The organism is Ideonella aquatica, assembly GCF_018069755.1.
Lineage (GTDB): Bacteria > Pseudomonadota > Gammaproteobacteria > Burkholderiales > Burkholderiaceae_C > Ideonella > Ideonella aquatica.
This window is the reverse complement of the sequence record NZ_JAGQDE010000002.1, coordinates 43,965-69,105: the sequence shown is the minus strand read 5'-3', so window position 1 is coordinate 69,105 and position 25,141 is coordinate 43,965. Positions and strand designations below refer to the sequence as shown.

The window sequence follows — 25,141 nt, the reverse complement described above, 5'->3', positions numbered from 1 at the left end:
TCAGCCCCGCCGGCCCAGGTCCTCCAGGTTCCTGGACCGCTCGCGATCCAGCTCATCCGCCAGCGCATCCCAGCTGCCGCGGTGCAGCGCGCCCTTCAGCACACTGCCCCCCAGCGCCCAGCACAGCGCCCACACCGCCAGCAGCACGCCCCACGAGATCAGCGTGCCCAGCGGCCGGTAATCACCGCCCTGCCAGGCCAGCTCACCCCGCCGCCACAGCCACACGCCCAGCATCACCGGCGCTGCCAGCAGCACGCCCGCCAGCGCCTTGCCCCAGGCCGGATACAGCTTGCCCAGCGGCGCCAGCACCGTGGGCAGCATGACCGCCAGGAACAGGAAGAAGCCCTCGGCCGGCATCACGAACCACAGCACCAGCAGCAGCACCGCGGCACCGGCCGCGACCATCAGCAGCTCGTTGCGCGGTGAGCGGCTGCGGCCCGCCTGGGCGGCCACCGCGGCAGACTGGCGGGCCTGATTGCGCCGCTGCAGTTCCGCCTGCGCCACCTCGCGCGCCTGCGGCAGCAGGTCGGGGTCGCTCAGGCGGCGTTGCAGCTGGGCGGTGGAGGCTTGGCGGTAGAGGGTTTCGAGTTGGGTTTGGCGGGGGTCGGTGGGTGGGGACATGGGGAGGCGCTAGCATCAGTAAGGGATGCGGAGCTGAGATGGATAAGGAGCGGCGCGAGGCTCATAGGTGCTGGTCAAAGGACTGCTTGAGACTAGGTGCGTCACTTGACGATGGGCTTGCGGCCAGCGCAGATTCCGCCGGTGTGGCACCGTCGTAGGTCAACACTGCGGCCATAGCGCCAACGCGCAGAGTCGAATGCAATCGCGTAAGACTGGGACGGTCTTCGTAGCTTCATCAGGCCGCCCTTGAACTGGGAAGTTTCGGCTGGTTGAGTGAGCCCAAGCGATCTAACCTGCACTTGAAGGTTCACGCCCGATCAACAATGCTTGCCTTGTGCGCTATCGTTAAGAGCCGCTGAGGACTGCCAGATGCCCCACCAGAAAAAGAAGATCATCGACCTTTTCGCCGGAGTGGGAGGCCTGAGTCTTGGCGCTGCTCGTGCCGGCTTCGACGTTGCTGCGGCTGTTGAGTTCGATACGCGAGCATCAGCGCAGCATGCGGTGAATTTCCCGAATTCCAGGCACCTTGTCGAAGATGTTGCGACGCTATCGGGCGAACGACTGCTGGAGCTTTCCGGGCTGAAGTCAAACGAACTTTGCGGCCTTATCGGTGGTCCGCCATGTCAAGGCTTCAGTGAAATTGGCCTAAAGGGCACCGAGGATCCGCGCAATGAACTCCTTGTTCATTTCTTCCGGCATGTAGCTGAGTTGCGCCCTGCCTTCTTCCTGGCAGAGAACGTACCTGGCGTCACTCACGAGCGAAACAAACCAATTCTGGACAGAGCCTTAGCGCAAGTCCCTAACGATTACCTCATGCTGGCACCCATGACTGTGAAAGCGAGCGACTACGGCGCGCCAACGATTAGAACCCGCGTGTTCTTCTTTGGCTATGACCCAAATCGTGTCAGCGCACTCGACGTGGCAGCGTTCGCACCGAAGTTCGTTGAAGATGTGAGGGTGTCGAGGGCCTTAAGTGGCCTACCCATCATCAGATCTGACTGGCAGCGAGAGGATCAGAGTTGGCGTGCTGTGGGCGAGCTTGATGATGCTCCCTATGAGCATCGCATTGCCAACCACATTCCGGAAGGCGTCGGCGACCCCTATGCACTGGCTGTGCATAAGAACCAATTTATCGTCTCAGGTTTCCTCGGCACGGCGCACTCGCCCGAGACGAAGAAGCGCTTCAGAGTCCTTCAGCCTGGGACTTCGGATGCGATTTCGAAGTGCTATCGCTTGCACATGGACGGCTATTGCCCCACTCTGAGGGCCGGTACAGGGCCAGAGAGAGGAAGCTACCAAGCGATTCGCCCAGTTCATCCATCGTCGCCGCGCGTCATAGCTCCCAGGGAAGCGGCGCGCCTGCAGGGTTTCCCAGATTGGTTTCAATTCCATCCAACAAAATGGCATGCCTTCAGGCAGATCGGAAATAGTGTAAGCCCGATCGTTTCCGAGGCACTCTTATCGGTGATACACAAGGCAGTATCGTAAGATTCATTTCAAAGCCATATCACACAGGGAAATAGCATGACTACAGACGACACGAACGCTGGGCAGGCAGCCCCGGCAAAGAAAATTCATACTGACCCGACGAAAGACTTTTTCGTCACAATGATCACCAGAGATATTCAGCTCCGGGACTGTATATTCGATTTGCTGGATAACTCAATTGACGGCGCACGTCGCAAGCCTTCGGACGATGACACAAAGCCCTTTATTGGCTATGAAATCCGCCTTGCATTTGACGAAAACTACTTCAGAATTGAGGATAACACAGGAGGAATCAGACTATCGGACGCGATTGACTATGCTTTCCATTTCGGCCGGCGCGCTGACAGTCCTGAGGTTCCCGGCGGCATTGGCCTTTACGGCATAGGCATGAAACGGGCAATATTCAAGATCGGCCGAATTTGCTCAGTGACAAGTCACGCTGATGACGCTTCTTTCCGAGTTAACATCAATGTCGAAGAGTGGAAGGCACAAGACGCCTGGGATTTCGACTACGAAGACATCGAAAAATCTGAAACACACGGAACGCAAATACAGATCACAGCGGTGAATGACGGCGTCAAAGAAATGCTTGGCGACCCCGTTTTCAGAAACGAACTGATGAAGGCCATTGCGAGAGATTATGCCTTCTTCATCCAGCAAGGCCTAAAAATCAGCGTTGGCGACGATATCGTCCCGTCGTACACATACCAATTGCGGCAGTCGGAGGATTTAATGCCGTCGGTCGATCAATACGAAGACAACGGCGTTCACGTTCGCATCCTTGCTGGGCTTGTGGATGAACTTCCGGACGACATTCCCGATGAACTGAAGCCAGGGAAGGTTGACCGCTATGGTTGGTTTGTCATCTGCAATGATAGGGTCGTGCTAGCGGCGGACAAGACTGAAGCGACTATTTGGGGCGATGACAAATTCAATCTGTGGCACCCGCAGTATAACGGTTTTGCAGGTTTCGTCTTTTACAACGCCGATGATCAACGTAGGTTGCCCTGGACGACCACCAAGCGCGAACTCGACCCTGCAAGCCCTCTTTACCGCAGAACCATCACACGCATGAAGGCGGTCACCCAGGTATTCACCGATTACACCAATCGACGCAAGGCAGACATTGAAACCGCTAAGGCGGCAGAGACACCTCGTGCACAGGTGGATATATCTCAATTGAAAATTGCTCAGGCCTTTAAACTTCCAACTATCGCTGCCGCGGCGGCCCCTCGTCCCGCCACCATCAGTATTCAATACTCGCGCGACAAGCGTGAAGTGGAAGAAATAAAGCGTCACCTTGGCAATATCGGAATGTCTGCGCGAGACGTAGGAATCAAGACTTTCGAGTACTTCCGAGAGGTGGAGCTTGGCAAATGAGCGGCACACCTTCATTCGAAAGATTCGACTACCTTCTCCGCACCAACAAGCACATTGAAAGGAAACTTGTCTTTGATGTTCTTGATTCGGCGGCACAGAAGATCGGTTTCGGCGACCACTGGTACCTTGGTTTCGGATCGATGTGGTTCGGTGACTTCAGGCTGGCGCACAGGCGCCTGGGCATCGACAGCATGGTGTCTGTTGAGTACAGCGACTATGCAAGCCGTGCGGAGTTCAATCGCCCTTTCGCTGGGGTCACAGTGGAACCCGGAGACTGCAATGTCGTCATGGCCAATATGGCCGTTGAGAGGTGGAGCAAGCCTGTCATTGCATGGCTTGACTACGATGGCCACCTGAATGATGAGGTGGTCAAGGATATCGATATCATCCTCTCAAGGGCGCAACCGAATTCCGTCGTGCTCATCACGGTAAACGGGGCGCGGGGGACCTATCGGGTTCGTAAGCCGGATGGAAAAATTGAGAAACAAGAAACCTCCGTTGGCGTTGTGGCAGGGTTTCTTGGTGACGGAAGCATCCCTACCCGCTTCGAGCCCCAGCCTACAGGAAAGGGGACGTTCAGAGATATCCCTGAAGCTGTTTTCCCCGAGTTTTTAAGCGAGGCAATAGCCTCCTACATGGAACACCAAGTCGTTACCGGGGCGCGCGAGTCGAATGGCAAACGGATCAAATTTATTCCTCTATATAGGCTGCATCATCGCGACGGCGCCGACATGGTGACTGTTGGCGGGGCCTTGGTGACTGACGACACCGAAGCAATCTGGCTGGACAGTTTGGCGCGGCAGCCTTTGCTTTATGGTGAGACAGGGCAGACGTCCTACTGTCGTTTGGATTTAGTGCCTGTTACCGTGAAGGAGAAGATCGCCCTGGACGGTTGCTTGCCAGATATCGGCGACGGCACTGAGTTCCTTGCCGCGGCTAGGGCCTGTGGAATAGCTCTGGCGGACGCGGAATTGACTAAGTATCGGAAGTTCTATCGGCACTTTCCGGTCTTCGTGGAAACTACTATGTAACGATAGGCTCGGACCCGCCTAGCCGTGATAGACAGCAGCAAGCGGGAGCAAGGTCAGAACACTGCCTTCATACTGCCGTATGCAGTTCGGTGTCTAGCGCCCAAGGAGACTGGAAGGTTTATCGAGTAAATCCCAGACTAGAGCACATCTACGCCACCCCCCCCTCCCCATCCATCCTCCACACCGCCCTCCTGAACGCATCCCTCAACCACACCAAGCCCGGATCCTGCGTCTTGTACTTGTGCCACTGCATCGCCTGCTGCATGCCCTCGATGGGCAGCGGGGGTTGGCGGATGGCCAGGGGCCAGGTGGTGGCGAAGCAGTGGGCCAGGCGGGCGTGCACGGTGGCGACCAGGTCGGTGCCGCAGACCAGGGCGGGCATGGCGGCAAAACCGTAGGACATGACGGCCACGCGGCGGGTGACGCCGTAGCGTTTGACGAACCACGATTCGAACGAGTCGCCGGTGCCGCCGGGGGGCTGCATGATGATGTGGCCGGCGGCCAGGTAGCGCTCGAAGGTGAACTCGCCCTGGGCCAGCGGGCTGTGGGCCCACAGCAGGCAGACGAAGCGCTCCTCCACCAGCCCTTCCTCGGGGTGGTCGGGTGACATGAAGCCGCGGGGGATGACCAGCAGGTCGGCCTCGCCGCGCTCCAGGGTGCGCTGCGGGTTCATCACCTGCGGCAGGAACTCGAAGCGCACGCTGCAGCGTTCCTGCGCGCACAGCGCCAGCAGGTGCAGCGCGATCACCATCTGGGTGTAGTCGGACAGGCAGATGCGGAACAGCCGGTCCGACGCGGTGGGGTCGAAGCGCGGGCGGCTGGCGATGGTGCTGTCGATGCGCACCAGCACGTCGCGCACGGCGTCGTGCAGCGCCTCGGCGCGCGGTGTGGGCTCCATCTTGCGGCCCACCTGCACCAGCAGCTCGTCCTCGAAGTCATCGCGCAGCCGCGACAGCGCGCTGCTCAGCGCCGATGACGTACAGGAACAGCCCTCGATGCTTGGATGGCGTTGATACGTCGCTTCCATCGCTGTTCTTTTCGAGAGGGTCGCGGCTGCCTCAGCTGTCGCTGACCCGCTGTCCCACAAGGATTCAAGACACGGAACGGCCCTGGGCCCGGTGATGGGCGAACTCGCGCCTGCACACACCACAGCGCGCCAGTTGGCAGCCGCGCCACGCCGTGCTGGGTGCCGACAGATTGCGGGCCTGGCTGCCGGGTGACTGCCGCCAGCGGGCGCCGAGACTGGACACATCGGAGAATGGCGTCCATGTCTGAGACCCCGTACGAAGCCGGGCCGCTGTGGCTGTGCCAAGCGGACGAGCTGGACGAGATCGCCGAAGGCCGCGCACGCGGCTTCGACCCGCGGCAGATCGGGCAGGACTCGGTCTTCGTGGTGCGCCACGCCGGCCGGCTGCACGCCTGGCGCAACGCCTGCCCGCACATCGACGGCGCCCCGATGGCCTGGCGCAAGGACGCGTACACCAATGCGGCCGGCACGCACATCGTCTGCTCGGCGCACGGCGCGCAGTTCGAGCCGGCCACCGGGCACTGCGTGCGGGGGCCGTGTCTGGGGCAATCGCTGACGGCGATCGAGATGGACATCCGCAGCGACGGCAGCGTCTGGCTGCGCACGCACTGACGCACCACCAGGACGGGACACGACAGCCGTGAACAAGGCACGGGTGATGGGCCTGGGTTTCTCCGGCATGGCAGCCGCCATCCAGTTGCAGCGCGCCGGCATGGTGGTGGACCGGGTGGCCCTGCCGGTCTGGGTGGGCACGCCGATCGGCGGCCGAGCCGGTGCGCCAGGCCACCGTGCTGGCCTGACGCAGCACGTTCAGCCTGTGCTGGCCGGATGGCAGGCGCAGGGCTGCTGCTCGGCCGCCGCGGCAAAGGCCTGCAGGATCGCGCAGGGGTGCGAGGCATCGCCGTCGCAGCTGCGCCGCAGGTCCACCAGCTGACGCTCCAGCGCGCGCAGCGCCTGCATGCGCTGGCGCACCAGCGCGATGTGGCCGTCGAGCAGCTCGTTGACCTGGGCGCAGGAGGATTCGGGCTCGGCCGCGTAGCGCAGCAGCTGGCGCACCTCCTGCAGCGGGATGTCCAGCGTGCGCAGGTGGCGCACGAAGTTCAGCTGGGTCAGGTGGCGCTCGGCATAGCGGCGGTAGCCCGAGGCCTCGCGCGGCGGCGCCTCGAGCAGGCCCTCGCGTTCGTAGAAACGCACCGTCTGCACATCGCAGCCGGCGCGGGTGGCGAGTTCACCGATCTTCATGGCCGAGGCCCTTGACTCTATAGTGGCTACAGGGTTTTCAATGCTCGCACAGCCACAGCACACCCTGCAACGCCATGTCCGCCCACTGCTGCCACGACGCCGCCTGCGCCTCTCCCGCCACCGACCCGCGCTGGCGCCGCGCACTGTGGACCGCGATGCTGCTCAACGCCGCGATGTTCGTCATCGAGCTGGGCGCCTCCTGGTCCTCGGGCTCGGTGTCGCTGCTGGCCGATTCGATCGACTTCTTCGGCGACGCCGGCAACTACGCGATCAGCCTGGCGGTGCTGGGCCTGGGTGCCGTCGCCCGCTCGCGCGCGGCGCTGTTCAAGGCGGCCTGCATGGGCCTGTTCGGCGTGGGCGTGCTGACCCGCGCCGCCTGGATGCTGGGCAGCGGCGCCGTGCCCGAGCCCGCCACCATGGGCGCCGTGGGCCTGCTGGCCCTGGCCGTGAACGCTGGTGTGGCTGTGATGCTCTATCGCTTCCGCAGCGGCGACGCCAACATGCGCTCGGTCTGGCTGTGCTCGCGCAATGACGCGCTGGGCAACCTGGCCGTGATGCTGGCGGCGCTGGGCGTGCTGGGCACCGGCACCGCCTGGCCCGACCTGGTGGTGGCGGGCGTGATGGGCGGCCTGGCCTTGAGCGGGGCGTGGAGCGTGGGGCGGCAGGCGCAGGCCGAACTGCAGGGGCGACCGACGCCGGCGCACTGAGCCCATCGGCCGCTCTTGACGGAACCGCATGATGGACGTAATATGACGGCCATCATGTCCATGTCCGCCAGCCGCAAGGAACTCACCCACGACCGCATCCTGGATGTCGCCTCCCGCGCCATCCGGCGCGCGGGCTACGACGGCGTCGGGCTGGCCACCATCATGAAAGAGGCCGGCCTGACGCACGGCGGCTTCTATGCCCATTTCGCCTCCCGCGACGCCTTGCTGGCCGAGGCCACGCAGCGCGCCGGCCGCGACACCGGCGCCGTGCTCGCCGAACGGCTGCGCCAGGCGCAGGCCGCTGGCGTGAGCGCGTTCTCGGCCCTGGTGAACACCTACCTGGGCGATGCCCAGCTCGAGAACATCGAGTGCGGCTGCATCGTCGCCGCCCTGGCGGCCGAAGTCCCGCGCCAGGCGGACGAAGTGGCCAGTGCCGCCCGCGCCCGCGTGCTGGGCCTGGTCGATCTGGTGCGCCGCTGCCTGCCAGCCGGTGTCGACCCGGCGCAGGCCCAGGTGGTGGCCGCCACCATGGTGGGCGCCTTGCAGCTGGCCCGCACGCTGCAAGGCCAGGCGGGCAAGGCCTGGCTGGCCACTGTGCGGGACAGCCTGATCCAGCAGTACGACGCCTGACACGTCGGCAGGAAGCCGCCGGCCCTGCTTGCACGCCGGCGAATATGATGACCATCATCTTAAGGAAAGCCATGAAACTCGACAACGCCACCGTCCTCATCACCGGCGCCAACCGCGGCATCGGGCTGGCCTTTGCCCAGGCCGCCTTGGCGCGTGGCGCGCGCAAGGTCTACGCCGGCGCGCGCGATCCGGCCAGCGTCACCCTGCCCGGGGTCACGCCGCTGCGGCTGGACGTGAACGCGCCGGGCGACATCGCCGCCGCCGTGGCCCAGGCCGGCGATGTGAACCTGGTCATCAACAACGCCGGCATCGCGCAGTTCGGTGGCTTCCTCGACAGCGATGCCGAGACCCGCCTGCGCCAGCAGCTGGAGACCAATGTCTTCGGGGTGCTGCGCGTGAGCCAGGCCTTCGCGCCGGTGCTGGCGGCCAACGGTGGCGGGGCCTTGCTGAACGTGGCCTCCATCGCCAGCTGGATCTCGAGCCCGGCGCTGGCCAGCTACGCGGCCACGAAATCGGCGGTGTGGAGCCTGAGCAATGGCCTGCGCCATGAGTTGCGGGGCCAGAAGACCCAGGTGCTGACGCTGCACATGGCCTTTGTCGACACTGGCATGACGCAGGGCATCGACGCGCCCAAATCGACGCCGGAGCAGATCGTCGCCCGGGCCCTGGACGCGCTGGAAGCCGGTGCCGAGGAGGTGCTGGCCGACGAGCTGACCCAGCAGGTCAAGCTCGGCCTGTCGGCCCATCCGGGCGTGTACCTGCAGGCGCGGGAGTGAGCGTGGGCGCCGCCGTCGACACGCCTCGCACCCACGCCAGGACGACCGCATCGCCGTGGCCCGTGTTCTGGGTTGCCAGCCTCGCCACCTTCCTGGTGTCGCTCGACACGACGATGCTGTTCGCGGCCTTCGATCCGCTGCGGCACGCCTTCGCCGACGCCACTGCGGCCGAGCTGTCGTGGGTGCTGAACGCCTACACGGTGGTCTACGCGACGATGCTGATTCCCGCGGGCGGCCTGGCCGACACGCATGGCCGCAAGCGCGTCTTCCTGATCGGCGTGGCGCTTTTCCTGGCCGCTTCGGCCGCCTGCGGCCTGGCCGGCAGCGTGGGCTGGTTGATCGCGGCCCGGGCACTGCAGGCGGTGGGGGCGGCGCTGCTGACGCCGGCCTCGCTGTCCATCGTGCTGGCGGCCTTTCCGCAGAGCCGGCGCGCGGTGGTGGTGAGCCTGTGGGGCGCCGTCGGCGGGCTGGCCGCCGCGGTGGGGCCGAGTGCGGGGAGTGTCGTGATCGACCACTTCGGCTGGCCTTGGGCGTTCTACATCAACCTGCCGCTGGGGGGCCTGGCGCTGTGGCGGGGTGCGGCGATGCTGCACGAATCGGAAAGCTCCGGCGCGCAGCGGCGCGTGGATGGCGTGGGCATGGCGCTGCTGATGCTGTCGGTGGGCGCGGTCACCCTGGCCATCGTCGAATCCAGCGCGCCGCAGTGGTCCCGCACGGAACTCCTGGCCCTGGCGGCCACCGGGGGCCTGGCCGCCGGCGCCTTCGTGGCCTGGGCCCGCCACGCCCGCGCGCCGCTGGTGGACCTGACGCTGTTTCAGCACCGCACCTACCGCTATGTGAACCTCGCGACGCTGGTCTTCGGCACGGCGTTCTCGATGATGTTCCTGACCTTTTTCTTCTTCATGATGAACGTCTGGCAGCTCAGCCTGCCGCAGGCCGGGCTGGCGGTCACGCCCGGACCGCTGCTGGTGATGCCCACCGCCATCCTCACCGGCCGACTGGCCACGCGGCTGGGCCATCGCCGCTTCCTGGTCGGCGGCTCGCTGCTGTACGCCTGCAGCAGCCTGTGGTTCATGCTGGTGCCGGGCACCGAGCCGCACTACCTGTCGCACTGGCTGCCGGGGCTGGTGATGAGCGGCATCGCCGTCGGGCTGGTGTTGCCGTCGCTGTCGGCCGCGGCGGTGAACCGCCTGCCGGCGGCGCACTACGCGGTGGGCAGCGCGGTCAACCAGGCCACGCGGCAGATCGGCTCGGTGCTGGGCGTGGCGCTGACCGTGGCCCTGCTCGGCCACGGGGCGCTGCAACGCGCCGACTTCAATACCGTGTATCTGGTGCACGGCGCACTGGCGCTGCTCACGGGCCTGCTGTGCCTGCCCGTGGACACCAGGCCGCGGGCAGCGCAGCCGTGATCACCCTGTCCCACCCGCGCTGGAGGCTGACATGACCGACGAGACGCCAACGCAGGCATGAGCGCGGCGGCGGACGGGTCGGACTGGCCCCGCCGCAGCAGCTCCCGGGCAGGACCGGCCTGCAGCTCATGACCGCGCTGCTGGACGGCGAGCTGCTCCGTCCGTACATGGCGGATTCCTTCGACTGCGAACTGGTCGAGGTGGGCGACGGGGTCGGTGCATGGCGGCTGGCATGCGACCTTGCTGCACTTGGCGCTGGGGTGCGTCGGCACTGCGCTGCAGGTCGGCGGCCAGGTGGGAACGTCGGTAGCGCGCATCGTCGGCCCCGACGGCAAGCTCTACGCCCGCGCCACCACCACCTGCGCCATCTTCGAGTCGACCCCGGTGGCGCCTTGACCCGGCTGCGGACACGCCGCGCCGGGTGCACCGGCATCGCCGGCGAGGGTGCTTGACGCGCGGACCGTTCGCGCCCAGAGTCGGCCATCGGCCCCACTGCAAGTCCCCCCGCGCCGATCCACAGGAGCGCGCATGGCCCAGGGCACGGACTTCTCTCTGATGTACTTCGTGCTGGGCATCCCCGCGCTGGTGGGCCTGGCTGCGGTGTTGACGCGGCGCCTGGTGGTGCGGCGGGTGCGCCAGCTGATGATGGCCTCGTCGGGCCTGAGCGCCGCTGCGGCGCCGGCCGCGCCCGATGTGGCCCCGGCGCCGCCACCCGAGCCGCCTGAGCCACCTGGATGGCGACTCGTCGATGCCCACAGCACGCCGTCTGACGCCATCGCCACGCGCGAGCTGCTGACCGCCCGCGCCCGGGCGGACTTCAGCGCCGCATTCAGGCACGAGTTGGCCATTGCCGCGGCCTATGTGCTGTTCCCGCTGGCGGTGTACAACTGGCCGGGCGAGGGCCCACCCGATGTGTCGGTGCTGGCCTTCATCGTCAGCCTGGTGGCGATGCTGTCGCTGCCCTTCCTGGCCGTGGTGCGCTACGCGGGTTTTCGCAGCCAGTTCCGCGCCCATGTGCCGGGCCTGGCCGGTGTGCTGCGGCCCTTTGCCACCCACGGGCTGGCGATCGCCCAACCGCCCTGGCGGGCGCCGATCTGGGGCCTGTTCCTGGTACTGGCCGGGGTGCTGGTGGTCTCGGCCCTGCAGCAGGACAGCCCTGCGTGGCGCACCGCCCTGGGCTATGGGCTGGCGATGGCCGCCCATGTCGCCCTGGTCTGGCGGCTGATGGCGCGGGCGCGGCGCACCCCGAACGCGAAGCTGCTGGTGCTGCGGGTCTTCGGCATCGATGAGGCGGCGTTGTTCACCTTCGAAGGGCTGCTGCAGTACTGGCGCCACTTCGGGACCTTCTTCACCGTCGTCGACCCCAGCTTCATCCACAGCCAGCACCGGCAGGGCAGCGGAATGTTCCTGGCGGTCATCGGGTCGGCGGCGGCCACCCTCATGATCGCGGCCAATGCCCCGCAGCCTGCGCTGTGGTGCTGGCTCATGCTGGCGGCAGTGGTGGTGGCCGCGGCGGTGCACCTGCGCTGGCGCCTGCAACAGGTCGAGCGCCAGTTCCTGCGCAGCCCGGCCGATGTGACGGCACGCCTGCAGCACCTGGAGGTCTGGCCGCGCCAGCTGGACCTGAGCTTTCGCAGCCTGCCGATGATGTGCCACGACGACGTCTGGAAGACGGCGGTGAGCCAGGCCGCCCAGGTCAGCTCGGCCGTGCTGATGGATCTGCGCGGCTACTCGGCCGATCGCCAGGGCTGCCGCTACGAGGTGGCCTTTCTGCTGGACACGGTGCCGCTGGCGCAGATCGTCTTCCTGGCGGATCCGCCGGATGTCGAACGCATCCAGGCGCTGATCCTGGAGTGCTGGCGCACGCTGGGTGCGGCGTCGCCCAACCGCGCGGCCGCGGCGCCGCCGGTCACGGTCTACCTGGCCTCGGCCCAGGATGACCGGGACATCCAGGGCATCCTCGACCAGTTGCTGCTTTCCTCGCAGGAGAACGCCCCGCGCCCGGCCGCGGCGTAGGCCGGGGCGCGTGACGGCGCCTGCCGCTCAGCGCCCGAAGATGCCCTTGAGCAGGTCCTTGGCATTGGGCAGCTTGTTGCCCTCCTCCTGCGGCGCCGGCGCCGGCTCGGCGGGCATGCCGCGCGTGGGCATGCCGCCTTCCATGCCCAGCATCGCGGTGCTCTGGCTCTTCACGCGCAGCTTGACGGCCCATTGCGGCTCCCAGGCCTGCTTGGGGTCGGTGGGGCGTGGCGGGTGGGCCAGGTTCAGTTCGCTGCCATAGGCGATGGCACGCAGCATGCCGCCCTCGCCCGTGAACACGCCCTTGGGCACGGTGCACTGGCTGGTGCTGGGCGACAGCAGCACCTTCTCCTTGAGCCAGCGGTCCACGGCGGCGTTGGTCTGGTAGTCGAACAGGCCGAAGCCGGTCTCGGGCACCTCGGCGCTGGTCCACAGCACCATCTCGTTCTTGCCACGCCCGCCCATGGCGGCCAGGAACTGGGCGCGGGCGGTGGGCGGCGGGGTCCAGGTCAGGGCCCAGGCGCCATCGGCGTTGCGCTGGGCCAGCTCGATGGCCGGCATCAGGTCCTGCTGGGCGCCCACCTGGAACCTGAAGGCCTCGGGTACGCCCTGGCCGCTGAAGGCGTGCTCGCCCACCAGGCTGGCCTGCGGCGGCACCATGCGGCTGTCGGCGGGGCTGGGCCAGACCGGACGGCCGGTGGCCTGGTGGGTGCCGCGCTGGGTGGCGCTGCGTACCTGGAAGAACTTCGCCAGGTCGGCCGGCGTGGCGGTGGCCATGTCCAGCACCTTGGGCTGGCCGGCGCGCACGGTGTCGCCGCAGCCCCAGTAGAGGTAGATCTTGCCCTCGGGCTTCTCGTAGCGGGGCTCCTCGGCGCGCTCCTCGCCGGACTCGGGCGGCAGCGTGCCCTTGGTCTCGCGCGGGGCCTGCAGCTTCAGCGCCGGGCTCAGGAAGCCGGCGGGCACGGCCTGCTGGGCGTCCTGCAACTGTGGGTTGGCGCGCGTCATCAGCGTCACGTCCACCCAGCGCCCGGCCTGGCCGACCTGGGTGTTACCGAAGCTGTTCTTGCCACCGGCGCCGCCAAACAGGCCGCCCAGCATGGCCATCGGGTTGCCACCGCCGGCCCCGCCCAGGCCCCCCATGCCGCCGTAGGTGGCCACATCGATCCAGGCCTGGGACTGCGGCGGCTTGACCACCTGCTGCGCCAGGGCCTGGCCGGCCACCGCGGCAGCGGCCAGGGCGATCAGGGACGGAAGGACAACGCGCATCATCAACTCCTGCGTGTGGACAACGCCTCCACGCTAGGACGAGTGCGGGCAGCGCGCCATCCCTCGCTTGCGCCGGCTTGCGCCAGCACAAGGCCCGTCGCACTCAGGCGTTGACGATGCGGGTGATCTGCGAGGGCGTAGGCGCTGGCCAGCCGGCCTGCTGGGCGGTGCGCACGATGGCCTCGTTGGTGTCGAAGTAGACCTGCCAGTAGTCGGCATTGGCGCAGTAGGGGCGCACCGCGATCACGCAGCCGTTGAGGTTCATGTCCAGCAGCGAGACCTCGGGCGGCATCTCGGCCGACACGTTGGGGATGGCGGCCACCGCGGCCTTGAGGCGGGCGATGGCGTCCAGCGGGTCCACGCCCACTGCCAGCTGCGCGGTGCGCTCCACGCGGCGCAGCGGCAGCGCGCTGAAGTTCTGCATGGTGTCGCCAAAGATCTTGCCATTGCCCACCAGGGTCATCACGTTGTCCGGGGTGACGATGGTGGTGGCGAACAGGCCCAGCTCGCGCACCGTGCCCACCACGCCGCCCACGCTGACGAAGTCGCCCACCTTGAAGGGCCGCAGCACCAGCATGAAGGCGCCGGCCGCGAAGTTGCCCAGCATGCCGCTCCAGGCCGCGCCAATGGCCACGCCGGCACCGGCCAGCAGGGCCGCGAACGAGGTGGTCTGGATGCCGAAGTAGCCCAGGATGCCCAGCACCAGGGCGATGTTCAATGCCACGGCGGCGATGTTGCCCAGGTACTTGGTGAGCGTGGGGTCGACATGGTTGCGGCCCATGGTCGCCTGGATCATGCCGACCACGCGGCCGATCAGCCAGCGGCCGATGATCCAGAAGGCCAGCGAGGCCAGCACCTTGATCGCCAGTTCGGCGACGGTGGTGCTGAGGAATTGGTGAAGGCTGCTGAAGTCCATGCGGGGCTCCTTGGAAGAAGGCCCGCATCGTCGGCCCTGCATGGCGTCATGGCGATGACGGTCGGTGGCACCGCGCCACCTTATCATGCCGCTGTGGCGCGCGCGCCGCAGCGCGGCGCCACAGTGCTCAGCGCTGGTAGGGCGGCAGCGTGGCGCCGCAGTCGCGGCAGAAGCGCGCGCTGGCCAGGTGGCCCTCGCTGAGGCACTCGGGACAGGTGCGGGTGGTGGGCTCCAGGCGCTGGGCGGTGAACTCGGCGCTGACGATGCCGGTGGGCACCGCCAGCGTGCCCCAGCCCAGCAGCATCATCATCGACGCGATCAGGCGGCCCAGGTCGGTCTTGGGCGTGATGTCGCCGAAGCCCACGGTGGTCATGGTGGTGATGGCCCAGTACACGCCCACCGGCACGCTGGTGAAGCCGTTGCCCGGGCCCTCCACCACGTACATCAGCGTGCCCATCACCAGCACCACCATCAGCACGAAGGACAGGAACACCAGGATCTTGCGCCGCGACAGCCACAGCGCCCGGCCCAGCGCGCCGTACTCGGCCACGTAGGCGCCCAGCTTGAAGATCCGGAACACCCGCAGCAGGCGCAGCACGCGCACATCCAGCAGCGCATGCAGCCCCGGAAAGAAGAAGGCCAGGTAGGTGGGCAGCACCGCCAGCAGATCGATGATGCCAAAGGCGCTGCGCGCGTACACCCACGGGTGGCGCACGCAGGCCAGGCGGGCGATGTACTCCAGCGTGAAGATGACCGTGAAGCCCCACTCCAGCACCGTGAACAGGCTGGCGTGGCGGTTGTGGATGGACTCGACGCTGTCGAGCACCACCACCGCCACGCTGACCAGGATCAGGCCGATCAGCGCGATGTCGAAGGCACGGCCGGCGCGGGTCTCGGCCTCGAAGATGATGGTGTACAGGCGCAGGCGCCAGCCGGTGTCGGGGCGGCCGGGCTCGCGCGCGGGGGGCGCGGGGGTATGGGCGGGCATCCCGCCAGCATAGCGCCCGCCCCGGCCATCAGATCTGCACCCGGGTACCCAGCTCCACCACCGCGTTGTCCGGCAGCCGGAAGTAGCTGGCGGCGCTGCCGGCGTTGCGGCTCATCCAGGCAAAGAGCGTCTCGCGCCAGCGGGCCATGCCGTCGCCGTCGGTGGGCATCACCGTCTCGCGGCTGAGGAAGAAGCTGGTCTCGAACGGTGACAGGCTCAATCCCGGGGCGGCGCAGGCCTGCAGCGCCTGCGGGATGTCCGGCGTCTCCATGAAGCCATAGTGCAAGCCCACGCGCCAGAAGCCGGGCGCCAGCGGCTCCACCTGGGCGCGCTGCGCGGCGGGCCAGTGCGGCTGCTCGGCGAAGTGCACGGTGAGGATCAGGTTGTCGCGGTGCAGCACCTGGTTGTGCTTGAGGTTGTGCAGCAGGGCCTGGGGCACGGTGTGCGGGTCGGCCACCGCGTAGACTGCGGCGCGCTCGGCGCGGGCCAGCGTGTGGGGGTCGAGCTGGCGCAGGAAGTCGGCCAGCACCAGGCCGTCGGCGCGGATGGCGGCCAGCATCTGCGTGCGGCCGCGCGCCCAGGTGCTCATCAGCAGGAACAGGCCGGCGCCCAGCACCAGCGGGAACCAGCCGCCGTCGAACAGCTTGATCGCGCAGCCGGCCACCAGCAGCGCGTCCACCGCCAGGAAGAAGGCCGTGGCGCCCCAGGCCAGCGGCGCCGGCAGGCGCCAGGCGTGGCGCACCACGAAAAAGGTCAGCACGGTGGTGATCATCATCGTCAGCGTCACCGCGATGCCGTAGGCCGAGGCCAGCGCCGAGCTGCTGCCAAACATCAGCACCGCCATCACCACGCCCAGCAGCAGCGCCACGTTCACCGCCGGCAGGTAGATCTGCCCGGCGGCATCGGCCGAGGTGTGCCGCACCTGCATGCGCGGCAGATAGCCCAGCTGGATGGCCTGGCGCGTCACCGAGTAGGCGCCCGAGATCACCGCCTGCGAGGCGATGATCGCGGCCAGCGTGGCCAGCACCAGCGCGGGCACCAGCAGGGGCTCGGGGAAGAGGCGGTAGAAGGGGTTCTGCAAGGCTGCGGGATCGCGCATCAGCAGCGCCCCCTGGCCCAGGTAGTTGAGCGCCAGCGACGGCAGCACCAGGCCGCTCCAGGCCAGGCGGATCGGCCGCGCGCCGAAGTGGCCCATGTCGGCGTACAGCGCCTCGGCGCCGGTCAGCGCCAGCACGATGGCGCCCACCGCCAGCAGCAGGCCGGGGCCGCGCTCCAGCAGGAAGTGCCAGGCATGCAGCGGGTTCAGCGCCGCCAGGATGCCGGGCTCGGCCAGGATCTGCCACACCCCGGTGGCGGCCAGCGTCACAAACCACAGCACGATCACCGGCCCGAAGGCGCGGCCGACCACCGCCGTGCCGAAGCGCTGCACCGCGAACAGGCCCACCAGCACCGCCAGCGAGGCCGGCACCACCCAGGCGTGCAGCGAGGGCGCCAGCACCTCCAGCCCCTCCATCGCGCCCAGCACCGAGATGGCCGGCGTGATCACGCTGTCGCCATAGAACAGCGTGGCGCCGGCCAGACCCAGCGCCAGCAGGGCGGCACGCCAGGCCGGCCGATCAGCCACCGACTGCGCGGCCAGTGCGGCCAGCGCCATCACGCCGCCTTCGCCGCGGTTGTCGGCGCGCAGCACCAGCACCACGTACTTCAGGGTGACCACCAGCATCAGGGCCCAGACGATGGTGGAGACCGCGCCGATCAGGTGCGGGCGGTCCAGCGGCACGCCGGCCGGTCCGAAGATCTCCTTGACGGTGTAGAGCGGGCTGGTGCCGATGTCGCCGTAGACGACGCCGATCGCGGCCAGCGTGAGCGCGGCCAGCGGGCCGGTGGGGCGGTGGGTGGGGGGTTCCGGGTTCATGGCCCCGATGCTGCGCAGGCCGGCATCAGGAACGCATAAGTCCCGGCCGTTCAGGGCACCAGGCGGTAGCCCACGCCGGGCTCGGTCAGCAGCCGACGCGGCTCGCCCGGGCGCTCTTCCAGCTTGGCCCGCAACTGGCCCATGTACAGGCGCAGGTAGTGGGTGTGCTCGACGAACTCGGCGCCCCAGACATCGGCCAGCAACTGGCGGTGCGTGACCACCTGGCCGGCGCTGCGCACCAGGCGCGCCAGCAGCGCGAACTCGGTGGGCGTGAGATGCACCTCGCACCAGGCCTGGTCGCGCCACAGGCACACGCGGTGGGCTTGCAGATCGATCTGCCAGCCGTCGTGCTCGTAGTGGGTGATGGCTGGCGCAGCCGCCTGGCCGCGGTGGCGCCAGGCCACGCGCATGCGCGCCAGCAGCTCGCCCAGCGCGAAGGGCTTGACCAGGTAATCGTCGGCGCCGCCGTCGAGCAGGGCGATCTTGCCGGCCTCGTCGTGGCGCGCCGAGATGACGATGACCGCGAAGCCGTGGCGTCTGCGCAGTTCGGCCAGCAGCGTGGCGCCGTCGCCATCGGGCAGGCCCAGGTCGAGCAGCAGCAGGTCGGGCGGGCCGTCGTGCGTGAGCAGCGCACGCGCCTCGGCGGCGCTGGCGGCGTGGCGCACGCGGTGGCCTTCCACCTGCAGGGCCTCGCGCAGCGTGGCGCCCAGCGCGGCGTCGTCCTCGACCAGCAGCACCTTCATGACGCGGCCTCGGGCCAGGCGGGCGGCTCACCCAGTGGCAGCCGGCACTCGAAGGCGCTGCCGCCATGCGCGCGGCGGCGCAGTGTCATCTGGCCGCCGTGGGCCTGGGCGATGGCGCGACAGACGGCCAGGCCGACCCCGGCGCCTTGCGGTGCGCCGTCGGCTGCCGGGCCGCGGCGCCAGGGCTCGAACAGGCGCTCGCGCCAGGCCGGCGGCACGCCGGGGCCACGGTCGCGCACGGCCAGCACCAGTTGCTCGCCCTGGCGGCGCGCCAGCAGCTCGACCGGACTGTCGGGCGGGCTGTAGGCCAGCGCGTTGTCGACCAGGTTGTCCAGCAGCTGGGCCAGCAGCACCGCGTCGCAGCGCAGCAGCGGCAAGCCGGGCTCCAGCCGGGCCTGCAGGCGCGAGGCGCTGCCGCGGGCGCGCGGCTGGCCCTCGGCCTCGCGTTGGCGGGCGCGTTGCAGCGCGGCGCCAATGATCTCCTCGGGCGACTCCCAGTCGGTGCGCAGCTGCAGCCCGGGCGCATCCAGGCGCGCCAGTTGCAGCGTGTTGTCGGTCATCCGAGCCAATTGGGTGGCCTGGTCACGGATCGTGTGCAAGAGCGCCTCGCGCTGCGACGGGGCCAGCTGCGGCGCCTGGTCGAGCAGCGAATCGGCCGCGCCGCGGATGGTGGCCAGCGGTGTGCGGTAGTCGTGGGAGATGGCCGCCAGCAGCGCGTTGCGGGCCTGCTGGTCGCGCGTTTCGTCGCGGGCACGCTGGTCGGCGGCACGGGCATGGGCGCGCTCCAGCGCCTGCCCCAGCTGATCGCACAAGGCCTGGGCCTGCAGCCGCGCGGCGTCATCCACCCGCTGCACCGCCGGCCCGCGCAGCAGCGCCGCACCGCTCACCACCGCGCGGCCGCGCAGCGGCAGCACCCACTGGCCCAGCGACTGGTGGCGGCCGGTGCCGGGGCCGATGGCCTCGCGCTGGCGCAGGCCATGGGCCAGCGCGGCAGCGGCCTCGGCGTCGGCCTCGCCCAGCCGGCACAGCCGCGCATCATCGGCGCCCCAGGCCTCGCCGAGTGGCGGCGGCGATGCGCGCCACAGCCACAGTGTGGCCGGCCCGCCGCCCAGCGCGTCGAGCTGCTGCTGCAGGCGGCCGGCCAGGGTCAGCGGATCGTCGGTGTCGCGCGCGGCCTCGGCCCATTCGCGCAGGGTCTGCGAGCGGCGCGCCCAGTCCTCGGCACGGCCGGCCTGGCGGCGCGCGGCGGCGCTGAGCGCCGCCACCACCCAGGTCACCACCCACAGGCCGGCCAGCAGCCAGAGGTCATCGGTCGAACCCACACTGAAGCTGCCGCGCGGCGGCACGAAGAGCCAGTTGAAGGCCGCCACCGAAGCCGCCGCAGCGGCCAGCGAGGCCGGCAGGCTCCACCAGGGCGAGGCCAGCGCGGCACCGGCCACCAGCCACAGCGACAGCGGCGCGCGCTCCAGCCGCCCATCGGCCAGCACCAGCGCCAGCCAGGCCAGCGCCCACACCAGCGCGCCGACGAGCCGGCGCAGGGCAGGCGGCGTGTCGGTCGGGTTCATGGGCGGCAGCATGGCGGCGGTCGCATCAGGAAAGCATATGCGCCAGCGGTCTATCATCCACCGGATGAAGATCGCCGCGTTGCGCCACGATGGCGCGCTCGACATGGATGCCCTGCTGGCCGACGCCGCCGAGCGCGCCCAGGCCGCCGGCCTGCGGGTGCGCGGCCTGGTGATGACCTGGCCCGACGGCTCGGCCGTGTGTGGCGCGATGGTGCTGAAGGACGTGCAGACCGGCGAGTCCTTCCTGGTCTCGCAGGACCTGGGCCCGGGCGCCACCGGCTGCCGCGTCGACACCCAGGGCTTCGCGCGTGCCAGCGTGGTGCTGCGCCGCGCGCTGGACGAACAGCCGCCGCCCGACCTGGTGGTGATCAATCGCTTTGGTGGCCTGGAGGCCGAGGGCGAGGGCCTGGCCGACGAGCTGATGGCCCTGGTGGCTGCCGGCGTGCCGGTGCTGACCGCCGTGGCCGACAAGCATGCCGAGGCCTGGGCCCGCTTCAGCGGCGACTGGCCGCTGATGGACCCCCAGGACCTGCCCGGCTGGCTCGCGGCCTTGCCGGGCGCCTGAGGATCAGAACGTCGCCCAGTCGCCGTCGTCGGCGTTGGCGGTCGCGGCCGCCACGGGCGCTGGCGCGGCCGGTCGCGGCGCGGCCTTCGGCGTGGCGCTGGTCACCGGTGCGGGCGCGGGTGTGTGTGCCGATGCGGATGCGGGGGCGCGCGGGACCGGTGCGGGTGGCGGCGCCACCGCCCCGATGCGGAAGCCCGCCACCACGCCGCTCAGGCGACCGGCCTGCTCGCGCAGGCTCTCGGCCGCGGCAGCGCTCTGCTCCACCAGCGCGGCGTTCTGCTGCGTCATCTGGTCGAGCTCGGTGACCGAGCGGTTGACGTCGCTGATGCCCTGGCTCTGCTCGGCGGCGGCCGAGCTGATCTCGCCGACCACGTCGGTGACGCGCTGCACCGAGGCGACGATCTCGTCCATCGTGCGACCGGCGTCGCCCACCAGGCGGGCGCCGGACTCGACCTTCTCGACCGAGGTGCCGATCAGGCTCTTGATCTCCTTGGCCGCCGAGGCCGAGCGCTGCGCCAGGCTGCGCACCTCGCCGGCCACCACCGCGAAGCCGCGGCCCTGCTCGCCGGCCCGCGCGGCTTCCACCGCGGCGTTCAGCGCCAGGATGTTGGTCTGGAAGGCGATGCCATCGATGACGCCGATGATGTCGGCGATGCGCTGGCTGGACTGGTTGATCTCGCCCATCGTCGAGACCACCTGTGACACCACCTCGCCACCGCGGCGGGCGGCCTCGGCGGCCGAGGTGGCCAGCTGATTGGCGGTGTGCGCCGAGTCGGCGCTCTGGCGCACGGTGGCGGTGAGCTGCTCCATCGCCGAGGCGGTTTTCTCCAGGTTGGAGGCGGTCTGCTCGGTGCGCTGGCTGAGATCGGCGTTGCCGCTGGCGATCTCGCCCGAGGCGGTGCCGATCGAGTCGGTGGCCTTGCGGACCTGGCCCACCATCTGGCGCAGGCCGGCGAGCATCTGCGCCAGGCCGTCAAAAAGGCTGCCGGCCGGAGCGGCAGGAATCGGAACGTCCAGGCGGCCCTGGGCCACCTCGGCGACGATGGCACGGGCCTGGGCCGGGTCACCGCCCAGCGTCAGGCGCACGCTGCGCGCCAGCGTCCAGGCCAGCGCCACCAGCAGCGAGGTGGTCAGCAGCACCGCGACGACGCCGCGGATCACCGTGCTGCGCACTTCGGCATACACGTCGTCCATGTAGAGGCCGGAGCCCACCATCCAGTCCCAGCCGGCCACCTTGACCACGTACTGCAGCTTGGCCACTGGCACATCGGTGCCGGGCCGCGGGAACCAGGTGTCGACAAAGGCACGGCCGTCGGGGCTCTGGCGGATGCCCTGCTGCAGCATGGCGATGATGTCGCCGCCGCGGCCGTCCTTGACCTTGCCCAGCATGTTCTGGCCGATCCACTCGGGCTTGATCGGGTGCATCACGCCGGTGCCGTCGAGCGCCCAGATGTAGAAGTAATCGCTCTTGCCGTCGGCGCCGCCGTAGCGGGCACGGCGCACGGCCTCGGTGGCGGCAGCCTGGGCCTGGGCCTGCGACAGTGTGCCGGCCGCGGCCTGGTCCTGGTAGGACTGCACCAGGCTGGCCAGCGACTGCACCGCGGTCACCAGCTGGGCCCGGCGGCCTTGATCGATGTGGCGGGCGTCGAGCCAGACAGCCACGCTGGCGGTACCGAGCACGGCCACCAGGGCCACCGCGAGCAGCAGGCGGACCTTGTGTTGGAAAGAGAGGTTGGCGAGCATCGGCCCATGTCTCCGGCAGCCTGGTCGTGCCGCCGGGGCGGCCCATCACGGCCGTGCCGGCGCTGCATCCGCCACGGCCGCAGCCTGCCGACCCGCTTGGCGGCAGACTTGCAAGGAAGTCACTGTGCTACCAGCCGGGGTATGACAAAGGCCGCAATAGACCGGCCATGGGCGGCTATTTGCCGCTCAGAGGAAGCGCTCGAGCAGCTTCTTGGAGTGCCTGTCCAGGCCCAGCAGGTCGGGCACCTCGAACACCACGCCGTGGCCGCTGGTGATCAGCAGCCGGCCGCGCTCGGGCAGGCGGCGGATGTCTTCTTCCACCTTCAGCACCAGCGTGGCCGGGCCGCGGTCGGTCTCGACGGTCCAGGTGCTGGGCGTGGAGAAGGTGGACACGGCGACGATGCGCTGGATGCGCGGCACGAACTCGCGCGCGGCCAGCTCGTCCTCGATCAACTGGCGCGGTGCCGCGGGCAGGGCCGAGAGGCGCTCGATCCAGACCAGCTCATGGCCGGCGGGGCCGACCAGCGACACCCCCTCGTCGGGTGCGGCGATCGGGAAGGCGCGCACCGGCAGCACGCCGATGTGCTCGCTGCCGTCGGCCAGCGTGCAGACCAGGCGGCCCAGCGGGTTGCGGGTGAGGGTGAAGGCGGGGGTGCTCATGCTCGCTACGCGTCGATCACGCGCCGGTGTGGGCCGAAGGCTGCGGCTGGCGGGCCAGCAGCACGGCGTCGTGGTCGGAGCCCTCGTCGTCCTCGGCCTCGGCCTTGCGGGCCTGGGCTTCGTAGAGGCGCCAGTAGTGGCCCTGGCGTGCCATCAGCTCGTCGTGCGGGCCGACTTCGACGATCTCGCCGCGGTCCATCACCACCAGCCGGTCGGCCTTGCGCAGCGTGGACAGGCGGTGGGCGATGGCGATCGTGGTGCGGCCCTGGACCAGGTTGTCCAGCGCCTTCTGGATTTCCTTTTCGGTCTCGGTGTCGACGGCCGAGGTGGCCTCGTCAAGGATCAGGAACTTCGGGTCGATCAGCAGCGCGCGGGCGATGCTGATGCGCTGGCGCTCGCCACCGGACAGGCCCTGGCCGCGCTCGCCCACCAGCGAGTCGTAGCCCTGCGGCAGGCGCAGGATGAAGTCGTGCGCATGGGCGGCGCGGGCGGCGGCAACGATCTGCTCGCGGCTGGCATCCGGTCGGCCATAGGCGATGTTCTCGGCCACGGTGCCGAAGAACAGGAAGGGCTCCTGCAGCACCAGGCCGATGTGGCTGCGGAAATCGGCCACGGCGATGCGCCGCAGGTCGATGCCGTCCACCTTGATCGAGCCGTCGGTCACGTCATAGAAGCGGCAGATCAGGTTGACCAGCGTGCTCTTGCCCGAGCCGCTGTGGCCGACCAGGCCGATCATCTCGCCGGGCCGGATCTCCAGGTTCAGGCCGCGGATCACCGAGCGGTTGCCGTAGCGGAAGGAGATGTTCTCCATCGTCACGCCGCCGCTGAGGCCGCCCGGCGGCAGCTTCGCCGGATCGGCCGGGTCGGGCACGTTGGAGACGTGGTCCAGGATGTCGAAGATGCGCTTGGCGCCGGCCGCCGCCTTTTGCGTCACCGAGACGATGCGGCTCATCGAATCGAGCCGGCCGTAGAAGCGGCCGATGTAGGCCAGGAAGGCACTGAGCACGCCCACCGTGATCTGGCCCTGGCTGACCTGCCAGATGCCGAAGCCCCAGACCACCAGCAGGCCGATGTCGGTCAGCAGCGCCACGGTGGGCGTGAACAGACTCCAGACCTTGTTGAGCCGGTCATTGACCTGCAGGTTGGCCTGGTTGGCGGCGCGAAAGCGGTTGGCCTCGCGGCGCTCGGCGGCAAAGGCCTTGACCACGCGGATGCCAGGGATGGTGTCGGCCAGCACGTTGGTGACGTCGCCCCAGGCGCGGTCGATCTTCTCGAAGCCGGTGCGCAGGCGGTCGCGCACGGTGTGGATCATCCAGGCGATGAAGGGCAGCGGCACCAGCGTGACCAGGGCCAGCCAGGGGTTGACCGAGAACAGGATCACCGAGGTCATGCCCAGCATCAGCACGTCGGTGGCGAAATCCAGCGCGTGCAGCGACAGGAAGACCGAGATGCGGTCGGTCTCGCTGCCGATGCGGGCCATCAGGTCGCCGGTGCGCTTGGCGCCGAAGTAGTCCAGCGACAGGCCCAGCAGGTGTTCAAAGGCCGTGGTGCGCAGGTCGGCGGCGATGCGCTCGGAGACCAGCGCCAGGATCCAGGTGCGCGCCCAGCCCAGGCCCCAGGCCATCAGGCCCGAGCCCAGCAGGCCGGCCAGCAGCCACATCACGTAAGTGGGATCGATCTTCTGGCCGTTCTGGAACGGGATCAGCACCTCGTCCATCAGCGGAATGGTCAGGTAGGGCGGCACCATGTGCGCGGCGGTGGAGGCCAGCGTCAGCAGGAAACCGGCCAGCAACTGGCCGCGGTAGGGGCGGGCGAAGCGCCACAGGCGCAGCAGCACCCAGGTGCTGGGCGGGGTGTTGAGTTCGCGGGTGCAGATCGGGCACTCGTCGGAGTCGTCGGGCAGGGTGTTGCGGCAGGAGGGGCAGCGGGTGGGGTCGTCGCCCTCGGGGGCGTGGCCATGGGCGCGCGCCTCCTGCAGCTGCTCAAAGCGCTTGACCAGGCGCAGCGCCTGCACATTGGCGCCCAGCGTGAAGCGCCAGCGCCGCTGCAGCACCTCGCCCTGCACCAGCTCCAGCGTGCCGACGCCAGCGTGGTCGGCATGGCGCAAGGTTTGGCCGTCGGCCAGCGGGATGGCCTGCCAGGGGCCGTCGCCGCTGCGGCTGAGCAGCTGGCGCTCGGTCAGCAGCAGCCAGCCGCCGGCAAAGTGCAGGTCCTCGTCCAGGTCAACCGCGAGCTGGGCCAGCACGTTCTCCCGCTCATCGAGCGGCGCCCCCAGGGGCACGGTCGGTCGGGGGGTGTGGGCGTCGGAATGGGCGTGGGGCATCGGGGCTGGCGGGCGGGAAGACCGCCTCTGGCGCTGATTTTCCGCGATTTGCGACACCCGGGCCCGCCCGGACACCACGCCCGCCGCCTCGGTTCACAATCGGGGCGAGGCCCCGACGGGCCCGCCCCCC

23 protein-coding genes are annotated in these 25,141 nt (G+C 68.9%); 11 read left to right on the top strand and 12 right to left on the bottom strand.

All coding sequences use genetic code 11. The features are described 5' to 3' along the window. Positions 1–621, bottom strand: coding sequence for a hypothetical protein (locus KAK06_RS02465; RefSeq protein ID WP_210800219.1), 621 nt, complete (start codon positions 619–621; stop codon positions 1–3). 369 nt (positions 622–990) lie between these two features. On the opposite strand from KAK06_RS02465, the gene KAK06_RS02460 reads away from it, so the two are divergent. Genes KAK06_RS02460 through KAK06_RS02450 form a run of 3 tightly spaced genes read left to right on the top strand, consistent with a single transcriptional unit; the run spans position 991 to position 4,520 of the window. Further along, positions 991–2,109, top strand: coding sequence for a DNA cytosine methyltransferase (locus KAK06_RS02460; RefSeq protein ID WP_210800218.1), 1,119 nt, complete (start codon positions 991–993; stop codon positions 2,107–2,109). A 36-nt stretch (positions 2,110–2,145) separates the two neighbouring features. Beyond that, positions 2,146–3,489 carry an ATP-binding protein gene (locus KAK06_RS02455; protein WP_210800217.1) on the top strand — a complete coding sequence of 448 codons (1,344 nt, stop codon included), beginning with the start codon at positions 2,146–2,148 and terminating at the stop codon, positions 3,487–3,489. Then, a complete protein-coding gene (locus KAK06_RS02450) occupies positions 3,486–4,520 on the top strand; it encodes an O-methyltransferase (RefSeq protein WP_210800216.1) in 1,035 nt (344 codons plus the stop codon). Before KAK06_RS02455 ends, KAK06_RS02450 begins: the two co-directional genes overlap by 4 nt. A gap of 148 nt (positions 4,521–4,668) precedes the next feature. Here the strand turns inward: KAK06_RS02450 and KAK06_RS02445 are convergent, their stop codons facing one another. Further along, positions 4,669–5,547, bottom strand: a complete 879-nt coding sequence (locus KAK06_RS02445) for a LysR substrate-binding domain-containing protein (RefSeq protein WP_210800215.1) — start codon at positions 5,545–5,547, stop codon at positions 4,669–4,671. Between the two features lie 240 nt (positions 5,548–5,787). Between KAK06_RS02445 and KAK06_RS02440 the strand changes: the two genes are divergently transcribed. After that, positions 5,788–6,159 carry a Rieske (2Fe-2S) protein gene (locus KAK06_RS02440; RefSeq protein ID WP_210800214.1) on the top strand — a complete coding sequence of 124 codons (372 nt, stop codon included), beginning with the start codon at positions 5,788–5,790 and terminating at the stop codon, positions 6,157–6,159. A 198-nt stretch (positions 6,160–6,357) separates the two neighbouring features. Here KAK06_RS02440 and cadR read toward each other — a convergent pair whose 3' ends face one another. Next, positions 6,358–6,789, bottom strand: coding sequence for a Cd(II)/Pb(II)-responsive transcriptional regulator (gene cadR, locus KAK06_RS02435; RefSeq protein WP_210800213.1), 432 nt, complete (start codon positions 6,787–6,789; stop codon positions 6,358–6,360). Between the two features lie 74 nt (positions 6,790–6,863). On the opposite strand from cadR, the gene KAK06_RS02430 reads away from it, so the two are divergent. The 6 genes from KAK06_RS02430 (at position 6,864) to KAK06_RS02405 (ending at position 12,327) form a co-directional block, all read left to right on the top strand. Continuing rightward, positions 6,864–7,496 carry a cation efflux transmembrane domain-containing protein gene (locus KAK06_RS02430; RefSeq protein ID WP_210800212.1) on the top strand — a complete coding sequence of 211 codons (633 nt, stop codon included), beginning with the start codon at positions 6,864–6,866 and terminating at the stop codon, positions 7,494–7,496. 54 nt (positions 7,497–7,550) lie between these two features. After that, the gene (locus KAK06_RS02425; RefSeq protein ID WP_210800211.1) at positions 7,551–8,126 is read left to right on the top strand and encodes a TetR/AcrR family transcriptional regulator; all 576 of its coding nucleotides are present in this window, start codon (positions 7,551–7,553) and stop codon (positions 8,124–8,126) included. Between the two features lie 71 nt (positions 8,127–8,197). Next, positions 8,198–8,902 carry an SDR family oxidoreductase gene (locus KAK06_RS02420; protein ID WP_210800210.1) on the top strand — a complete coding sequence of 235 codons (705 nt, stop codon included), beginning with the start codon at positions 8,198–8,200 and terminating at the stop codon, positions 8,900–8,902. Positions 8,903–8,904: 2 nt separating this feature from the next. Further along, positions 8,905–10,311, top strand: coding sequence for an MFS transporter (locus KAK06_RS02415; protein WP_310741017.1), 1,407 nt, complete (start codon positions 8,905–8,907; stop codon positions 10,309–10,311). Between the two features lie 240 nt (positions 10,312–10,551). Next, positions 10,552–10,707 carry a hotdog fold domain-containing protein gene (locus KAK06_RS02410; RefSeq protein WP_210800209.1) on the top strand — a complete coding sequence of 52 codons (156 nt, stop codon included), beginning with the start codon at positions 10,552–10,554 and terminating at the stop codon, positions 10,705–10,707. 132 nt (positions 10,708–10,839) lie between these two features. Continuing rightward, positions 10,840–12,327 carry a hypothetical protein gene (locus KAK06_RS02405; RefSeq protein WP_210800208.1) on the top strand — a complete coding sequence of 496 codons (1,488 nt, stop codon included), beginning with the start codon at positions 10,840–10,842 and terminating at the stop codon, positions 12,325–12,327. A 27-nt stretch (positions 12,328–12,354) separates the two neighbouring features. Here the strand turns inward: KAK06_RS02405 and KAK06_RS02400 are convergent, their stop codons facing one another. The 6 genes from KAK06_RS02400 to KAK06_RS02375 all read right to left on the bottom strand — a co-directional run bounded on the left by KAK06_RS02400 (position 12,355) and on the right by KAK06_RS02375 (position 19,720). Beyond that, positions 12,355–13,593 carry a hypothetical protein gene (locus KAK06_RS02400; RefSeq protein WP_210800207.1) on the bottom strand — a complete coding sequence of 413 codons (1,239 nt, stop codon included), beginning with the start codon at positions 13,591–13,593 and terminating at the stop codon, positions 12,355–12,357. A 103-nt stretch (positions 13,594–13,696) separates the two neighbouring features. Continuing rightward, positions 13,697–14,509, bottom strand: a complete 813-nt coding sequence (locus KAK06_RS02395; protein ID WP_210800206.1) for a mechanosensitive ion channel family protein — start codon at positions 14,507–14,509, stop codon at positions 13,697–13,699. A 127-nt stretch (positions 14,510–14,636) separates the two neighbouring features. After that, on the bottom strand, positions 14,637–15,497 hold the full coding sequence (locus tag KAK06_RS02390) for an ion transporter (protein ID WP_210800205.1): 861 nt from the start codon (positions 15,495–15,497) through the stop codon (positions 14,637–14,639). Between the two features lie 28 nt (positions 15,498–15,525). After that, positions 15,526–17,412, bottom strand: coding sequence for a potassium transporter Kup (locus KAK06_RS02385; RefSeq protein WP_210800204.1), 1,887 nt, complete (start codon positions 17,410–17,412; stop codon positions 15,526–15,528). A gap of 50 nt (positions 17,413–17,462) precedes the next feature. After that, complete coding sequence (locus KAK06_RS02380) at positions 17,463–18,155, bottom strand: response regulator (protein ID WP_210800203.1); 693 nt, start codon at positions 18,153–18,155, stop codon at positions 17,463–17,465. After that, the gene (locus tag KAK06_RS02375; RefSeq protein ID WP_210800202.1) at positions 18,152–19,720 is read right to left on the bottom strand and encodes a sensor histidine kinase; all 1,569 of its coding nucleotides are present in this window, start codon (positions 19,718–19,720) and stop codon (positions 18,152–18,154) included. The genes KAK06_RS02380 and KAK06_RS02375 overlap by 4 nt, the downstream gene beginning before the upstream one ends. A 64-nt stretch (positions 19,721–19,784) precedes the next feature. Between KAK06_RS02375 and KAK06_RS02370 the strand changes: the two genes are divergently transcribed. Continuing rightward, complete coding sequence (locus KAK06_RS02370; RefSeq protein ID WP_210800201.1) at positions 19,785–20,285, top strand: DUF2478 domain-containing protein; 501 nt, start codon at positions 19,785–19,787, stop codon at positions 20,283–20,285. A 3-nt stretch (positions 20,286–20,288) separates the two neighbouring features. On the opposite strand, the gene KAK06_RS02365 is transcribed toward KAK06_RS02370, so the two are convergent. The 3 genes from KAK06_RS02365 to KAK06_RS02355 all read right to left on the bottom strand — a co-directional run bounded on the left by KAK06_RS02365 (position 20,289) and on the right by KAK06_RS02355 (position 25,011). Next, a complete protein-coding gene (locus KAK06_RS02365; RefSeq protein ID WP_210800200.1) occupies positions 20,289–22,028 on the bottom strand; it encodes a methyl-accepting chemotaxis protein in 1,740 nt (579 codons plus the stop codon). Between the two features lie 186 nt (positions 22,029–22,214). Continuing rightward, positions 22,215–22,688, bottom strand: coding sequence for a cyanophycin metabolism-associated DUF1854 family protein (locus tag KAK06_RS02360; RefSeq protein ID WP_210800199.1), 474 nt, complete (start codon positions 22,686–22,688; stop codon positions 22,215–22,217). A gap of 16 nt (positions 22,689–22,704) precedes the next feature. Further along, a complete protein-coding gene (locus KAK06_RS02355) occupies positions 22,705–25,011 on the bottom strand; it encodes a cyanophycin metabolism-associated ABC transporter (protein WP_210800198.1) in 2,307 nt (768 codons plus the stop codon). Positions 25,012–25,141: the final 130 nt, after the last annotated feature.